General features: G+C 69.5%; 4 protein-coding genes. 3 read left to right on the top strand and 1 reads right to left on the bottom strand.

The features are described from left to right. Positions 1–140: 140 nt before the first annotated feature. On the bottom strand, positions 141–2,852 hold the full coding sequence (polA, locus tag J0695_RS18215; RefSeq protein ID WP_206963144.1) for a DNA polymerase I: 2,712 nt from the start codon (positions 2,850–2,852) through the stop codon (positions 141–143). Positions 2,853–2,977: 125 nt separating this feature from the next. Here polA and J0695_RS18220 point away from each other — a divergent pair, with 125 nt between their 5' ends. Genes J0695_RS18220 through J0695_RS18230 form a run of 3 tightly spaced genes read left to right on the top strand, consistent with a single transcriptional unit; the run spans position 2,978 to position 6,256 of the window. Next, the gene (locus J0695_RS18220; RefSeq protein ID WP_206963145.1) at positions 2,978–5,257 is read left to right on the top strand and encodes an FdhF/YdeP family oxidoreductase; all 2,280 of its coding nucleotides are present in this window, start codon (positions 2,978–2,980) and stop codon (positions 5,255–5,257) included. A 58-nt stretch (positions 5,258–5,315) separates the two neighbouring features. After that, positions 5,316–5,780 carry a PaaI family thioesterase gene (locus J0695_RS18225; protein WP_206963146.1) on the top strand — a complete coding sequence of 155 codons (465 nt, stop codon included), beginning with the start codon at positions 5,316–5,318 and terminating at the stop codon, positions 5,778–5,780. Positions 5,781–5,830: 50 nt separating this feature from the next. Continuing rightward, complete coding sequence (locus J0695_RS18230; protein ID WP_206963147.1) at positions 5,831–6,256, top strand: hypothetical protein; 426 nt, start codon at positions 5,831–5,833, stop codon at positions 6,254–6,256. Positions 6,257–6,321 lie beyond the last annotated feature (65 nt).

Raw genomic sequence — 6,321 nt, forward strand, 5'->3', positions numbered from 1 at the left:
ATCGCCGGAGGGGCTTGTTTTTGCCCGGCACCGGCTTTCTTGTGGGCGCACAAGAAAGGCCAGATCAGCAAAATCAAGCCCGTCCGGCGATTGAGGACGAAGCGGCCGGAGGTCGCTTGCCCACCCACCACCCCGCAGGATCAGTGCGCGGCCGACTCCCAGTCCTGGCCCGCACCCACCGACACATCCAGCGCCGCGCGCAGCGAAACCGCCCCCGCCATCTCACGGCGGACCAGCTCCTCCACCCGCTCCCGCTCACCCGCCGCGATCTCCAGCACGATTTCGTCGTGCACCTGGAGCAGCATCCGCGACGTCAGACCCGCCTCGATCAGCGCCCGGTCGACGTTCAGCATGGCGACCTTCACGATGTCGGCCGCCGTGCCCTGGATCGGGGCGTTGAGCGCCATCCGCTCGGCCATCTCCCGGCGCTGGCGGTTGTCGCTGTTGAGGTCGGGGAGGTACCGGCGGCGGCCGAGCATCGTCTCGGTGTAGCCCGTCGCCCTGGCCTCCTCCACCGCGCGCTGCAGATACTCCCGTACTCCGCCGAACCGCTCGAAGAACGTGTCCATCAGGCCGCGCGCCTCACCGGCCTCGATGTTCAGCTGCTGGGAGAGGCCGAACGCCGAGAGCCCGTATGCCAGTCCGTACGACATCGCCTTGATCTTGCGCCGCATCTCCGGGTCGACCTCGGACTTCTCCACGCCGAACACCTGGGAGGCGACCGTCGTGTGGAGGTCCTCGCCGGTGGCGAACGCCTCGATGAGGCCCGCGTCCTCCGACAGGTGCGCCATCACGCGCAGTTCGATCTGGCTGTAGTCGGCCGTCATCAGCGACTCATAGCCCTCGCCGACGACGAAGCCACGCCGGATCGCCCGGCCCTCGTCCGTGCGCACCGGGATGTTCTGCAGGTTCGGGTCGGTCGAGGAGAGCCGGCCCGTCGCCGCCACCGTCTGGTTGAACGTCGTGTGGATACGGCCGTCCGCGGCCACCGTCTTGATCAGGCCCTCGACCGTGACCCGCAGCTTGGCCTGCTCCCGGTGGCGCAGCATGATCACCGGCAGCTCGTGGTCGGTCTGCGCCGCCAGCCAGGCCAGCGCGTCGGCGTCCGTGGTGTAACCGGTCTTGGTCTTCTTGGTCTTGGGCAGGCCCAGCTCGCCGAAGAAGACCTCCTGCAGCTGCTTGGGCGAGCCCAGGTTGAACTCATGCCCGACCGCCGCGTGCGCCTCCTGTACCGCCTGCTGCACGGCGCCCGCGAACTGCTCCTCCATGCCCTCCAGATGGGCTCGGTCCGCGGCGATGCCATGCCGCTCCAGACGGGCCAGGAGGATGGAGGTGGGCAGCTCCACCTCGTGCAGCAGCTCCAGGGCGCCGACCTCCTTGAGGCGCTCGGTGAACGCCCCGCCCAGGTCGAGGACGGCCCTGGCCTGCGTCATCAGCGCATCGGCTTCGGCCTGGTCGTCGCTCCCGAAGGCCAGCTGCCCATCGGTCGCCGAAGCCGGGGCGAGCTCACGGGCCAGATACTCCACCGACAGTGCGTCCAGGGCGAAGGAACGGCGACCCGGCTTCACCAGATACGCGGCCAGCGCCGTGTCCATGGTGACGCCGTCGACGCTCCAGCCGTGCTCGGGAAAGACCCGCATGGCGGCTTTCGCGTTGTGCATCACCTTGGGCTGCGAGGCATCCGCGATCCAGGCCGCGAAGGCCCGCTCGTCCGCCTCGTCGAGCTGCGTCGGATCGAACCAGGCGGCCGCCCCATCCGCCGCGGCCAGCGCGATCTCCGTGACACTGCCCGTGCCCAGCGCCCAGGTGTCGAGCGTCGCCACACCCAGCGGCTGCCCGCCGTGCTGCTCCAGCCAGGGGGCCAGCTCACCCGCGGAGAGAACCGAGCCGTCGATCTCCACACCCGCCGCCGGAGCCGCCGTCTCCTCCTCGCCCGCACCCGGGTCCACAGCCAGCAGCCGCTCCCGCAGCGAGGGATTGCGGATCTCCAGTACGTCAAGGACACCCATCAGCGCATCGCGGTCGTACGCCGCACGCTCCAGCTCCGCCGGGCCCTTGGGCAGCTCGACGTCCCGCACCATCTCCGTCAGCCTGCGGTTGAGCTTCACCGCGTCCAGGTGGTCGCGGAAGTTCTGCCCGGCCTTGCCCTTGACCTCGTCGGCGCGCTCCACCAGCTCGTCGAAGGAACCGAACTGGTTGATCCACTTCGCCGCGGTCTTCTCCCCGACACCCGGGATGCCCGGCAGGTTGTCGGAGGGGTCGCCTCGCAGCGCCGCGAAGTCCGGGTACTGCTGCGGCGTCAGTCCATACTTCTCCTCGACCTTCTCGGGCGTGAAGCGGGTCAGCTCCGAGACGCCCTTGGTCGGGTAGAGCACCGTGGTGTGCTCGGTGACCAGCTGGAAGGAGTCCCGGTCACCGGTGACGATCAGCACGTCGAAACCGGCCGCCTCGGCCTGGGTGGCGAGCGTGGCGATCACGTCGTCCGCCTCGAAGCCGTCGACCGCGAAACGGTCGACATGCATCGCGTCCAGGACCTCGCCGATCAGCTCGACCTGCCCCTTGAACTCGTCCGGGGTCTTCGAGCGGTTCGCCTTGTACTCGGGGAACTCCTCCGCCCGCCATGTCTTGCGCGAGACGTCGAACGCGACGGCGAGGTGCGTCGGCTCCTCGTCGCGCAGCGTGTTCGCCAGCATCGACGCGAAGCCGTAGATGGCATTGGTCGGCTGGCCCGTCGCGGTCGTGAAATTCTCCGCGGGCAGCGCGAAGAACGCCCGGTACGCCAGGGAGTGCCCGTCCATGAGGAGCAAGCGGGGACGGGAGTCTGCGGTCTGCTTCGATGCTGTCTTGGCCACGACCCCGATCCTGCCACGGAGCACTGACATTCCAGACCTCCGAGGCCCTCGCCGGGGCGGCTGTCGGCGGTGCGTGACAGGATCGGAACCGTACGAATCGAACCGCCCGCTCGAAGGGGAGCACCATGGCTGCCAAGCCGCCCGCAGGTGACCCGGTCCAGGACGCGCCGCAGGTCGCGGCCCCCAAGCACGCCGCGGCAGGACTCCCCGCCATCGGCCACACCCTCAAGATCGCGCAAGCGCAGATGGGTGTGGTCCGCACCGCGCAGACCCTCCTGAAGGTCAACCAGAAGGACGGCTTCGACTGCCCCGGCTGCGCCTGGCCCGAGGGCGACAAGCGCCACACCGCGGAATTCTGCGAGAACGGCGCGAAGGCGGTCGCCGAGGAGGCGACGCTGCGCCGCGTGACACCCGAGTTCTTCGCCGCACACCCCGTCGCCGACCTGGCATCGCGCAGCGGGTACTGGCTGGGACAGCAGGGCCGCATCACCCAGCCCATGTACCTGCCCGAGGGCGCCGAGCGCTACGAAGCCGTCAGCTGGGAGCGGGCCTTCGAGGTCATCGCCGAGGAACTCACCGCCCTCGATTCCCCCGACGAGGCCCTCTTCTACACATCGGGCCGCACCAGCAACGAGGCCGCCTTCCTCCTCCAGCTCTTCGCCCGCGCGTACGGCACCAACAACCTGCCCGACTGCTCCAACATGTGCCACGAGTCGTCGGGCTCCGCCCTGGCGGAGACCATCGGCATCGGCAAGGGCAGCGTCTCCCTGGAGGACATGCACCAGGCCGACCTGATCATCGTCGCCGGACAGAACCCGGGCACCAACCACCCCCGGATGCTCTCCGCCCTGGAGAAGGCCAAGCACGCGGGCGCGAAGATCATCTCGGTGAATCCGCTGCCCGAAGCCGGCATGGAGCGCTTCAAGAACCCGCAGACCCCCCAGGGCATGATCAAGGGCGCCGTCCTCAACGACCTCTTCCTGCAGATCCGCATCGGCGGCGACCAGGCCCTCTTCCGCCTCCTCAACAAGCTGATCCTGGACACGGACGGCGCGGTCGACGAGCTGTTCGTCCGTGAACACACCCATGGCTACGAGGAGTTCGCCGCCACCGCCCGGGAAGCCGACTGGGACCAGACGCTCACCGCGACCGGCCTCACCCGCCCCGAGATCGAGCAGGCGCTCGCCCTGGTCCTCGCCTCCAAGCGCACCATCGTCTGCTGGGCCATGGGGCTCACCCAGCACAAGCACGCCGTGCCGACCATCCGCGAAGTCGTCAACTTCCTCCTGCTGCGCGGCAACATCGGCCGCACAGGCGCCGGCGTCTGCCCCGTCCGCGGCCACTCCAACGTCCAGGGCGACCGCACCATGGGCATCTTCGAGCGCCCCGCCGCCGCCTTCCTGGACGCCCTCGACAAGGAGTTCGGGATCGTCTCCCCCCGCCACCACGGGTACGACGTCGTCCGCTCCATCCGGGCCATGCGCGACGGCAAGGCCAAGGTCTTCTTCGCCATGGGCGGCAACTTCGTCGCCGCGAGCCCCGACACCGACGTCACCGAGGCCGCGATGCGCCGCACCTCGCTCACCGTCCATGTGTCGACCAAACTCAACCGCTCGCACGCCGTCACCGGCCGCCGCGCCCTGATCCTGCCCACCCTGGGACGCACCGACAAGGACGTCCAAGCCGGTGGCAAGCAGGTCGTGACCGTCGAGGACTCCATGGGCATGGTGCACGCCTCCCGCGGCAACCTCACCCCCGCGAGCCCCCACCTCCTCTCCGAGCCCGCCATCGTCGCCCGGATGGCCCGCGCCGTCCTCGGCGGCGAATCGGAGATCAACTGGGAGGAGTTCGAGAAGGACTACGCGACGATCCGCGACCGCATCGCGCACGTCGTCCCCGGCTTCGAGGACTTCAACACCCGCGTCGCGAAGCCCGGCGGCTTCTCCCTCCCGCACGCCCCGCGCGACGAGCGCCGCTTCCCCACCCACACCGGCAAGGCCAACTTCACCGCGGCCCCGGTCGAGTTCCCCGCACTGCCCGAAGGCCGCCTGCTGCTGCAGACACTGCGCTCCCACGACCAGTACAACACCACCATCTACGGCCTCGACGACCGCTACCGCGGCATCAAGGGCGGCCGCCGCGTCGTCATGGTCAACCCCGAGGACGCCGCCGAACTGGGCCTGGCCGACGGCTCGTACACCGACCTCGTCAGCGAGTGGAAGGACGGCGTGGAGCGGCGCGCCCCCGGCTTCCGCGTCGTCCACTACCCCACCGCCCGCGGCTGCGCCGCCGCGTACTACCCGGAGACGAACGTCCTGGTCCCGCTGGACGCGACGGCCGACGTCAGCAACACCCCCGTCTCCAAGTCCGTGGTCGTACGTCTGGAACAATCACCCACCGCCTAAGCGTTCGCTCAAGGCAGCAGACCGCAGATCCAGGACCCGCAGAGACGGAGCCGTACCCATGGGCGAGCAGACCACCGTGAAGTTCCCGCAAGAGGTCATCGACGAGTACGCCGCACTCGGCGTCGACCTCCCCGCGCTCTTCTCCGCCGGGCACCTCGGCGAGCGCATGGACGTACGGATCATCGAGGCCTCCGCCGACCGGGTCGTCGGCACCATGCCCGTCGAAGGCAACACCCAGCCCTACGGCCTCCTCCACGGCGGCGCCTCCGCCGTCCTCGCCGAGACCCTCGGCTCCATCGGCTCCATGCTCCACGGCGGCCCCTCCAAGGTCGCCGTCGGCGTCGACCTCAACTGCACCCACCACCGCGGCGCCCGCAGCGGCCTCGTCACCGGCGTCGCAACCCCCGTCCACCGCGGACGCTCCACGGCCACGTACGAAGTCGTGATCACCGACGAAGCGGGCAAGCGCGTCTGCACCGCCCGCCTGACCTGCCTGCTGCGGGACCTGAACTCCAACGGCTGACACACGCGCGGCTGTTGTCGCCACGCCCCCACCGCTCTAGCGTCGTCAGCATGAGGAGAACGGCACCACCCCGGGCCCGGCAGGCCCTCGGCCGCGCCGCCGCACTCACCACCGCCGTCTGTCTCACCGCCGCCCTGGGGGCGGGCTGCTCATCTCGCCCGTCCGCAGGCAAAAGTTCCACCCCCACTCCCACCCCGGCCGAGAGCTCGTCCGTAACGGCCTGCACCAAGCTGATCTCCTACTGGGCGAAGGAAACCCTCACCGGCGGCAAATGGGCAGGCCTGGACTGGGAACAAAAAGGGCTCTCCAACCAGCAGTACGAGCTCATGGACACCATCATCCAGAACGCCCGCACCGAGCGGAAACTGCACGGACTGCCCGCGGCGAAAACACTCATCGACCGCCAGTCCAAGGACCGCTGCACCGCGACCAACGGCGCCACCTGGAGCTCCGAGAACTGGCGTCCACCGAAATGACCGGCACCGGCCCGGTCGAGGAGAGCACGTACGACACCCCCACGCGCCCCACCGAAGTCATCACC

Origin of the sequence: Streptomyces beijiangensis (assembly GCF_017315755.1) — a bacterium.
Lineage (GTDB): Bacteria > Actinomycetota > Actinomycetes > Streptomycetales > Streptomycetaceae > Streptomyces > Streptomyces beijiangensis.

Coding starts and splice junctions, on each gene's coding strand:
- J0695_RS18220 (WP_206963145.1), top strand. CDS start 2,978: ATGGCTGCCAAGCCGCCCGCAGGTGACCCGGTCCAGGACGCGCCGCAG.
- J0695_RS18225 (WP_206963146.1), top strand. CDS start 5,316: ATGGGCGAGCAGACCACCGTGAAGTTCCCGCAAGAGGTCATCGACGAG.
- J0695_RS18230 (WP_206963147.1), top strand. CDS start 5,831: ATGAGGAGAACGGCACCACCCCGGGCCCGGCAGGCCCTCGGCCGCGCC.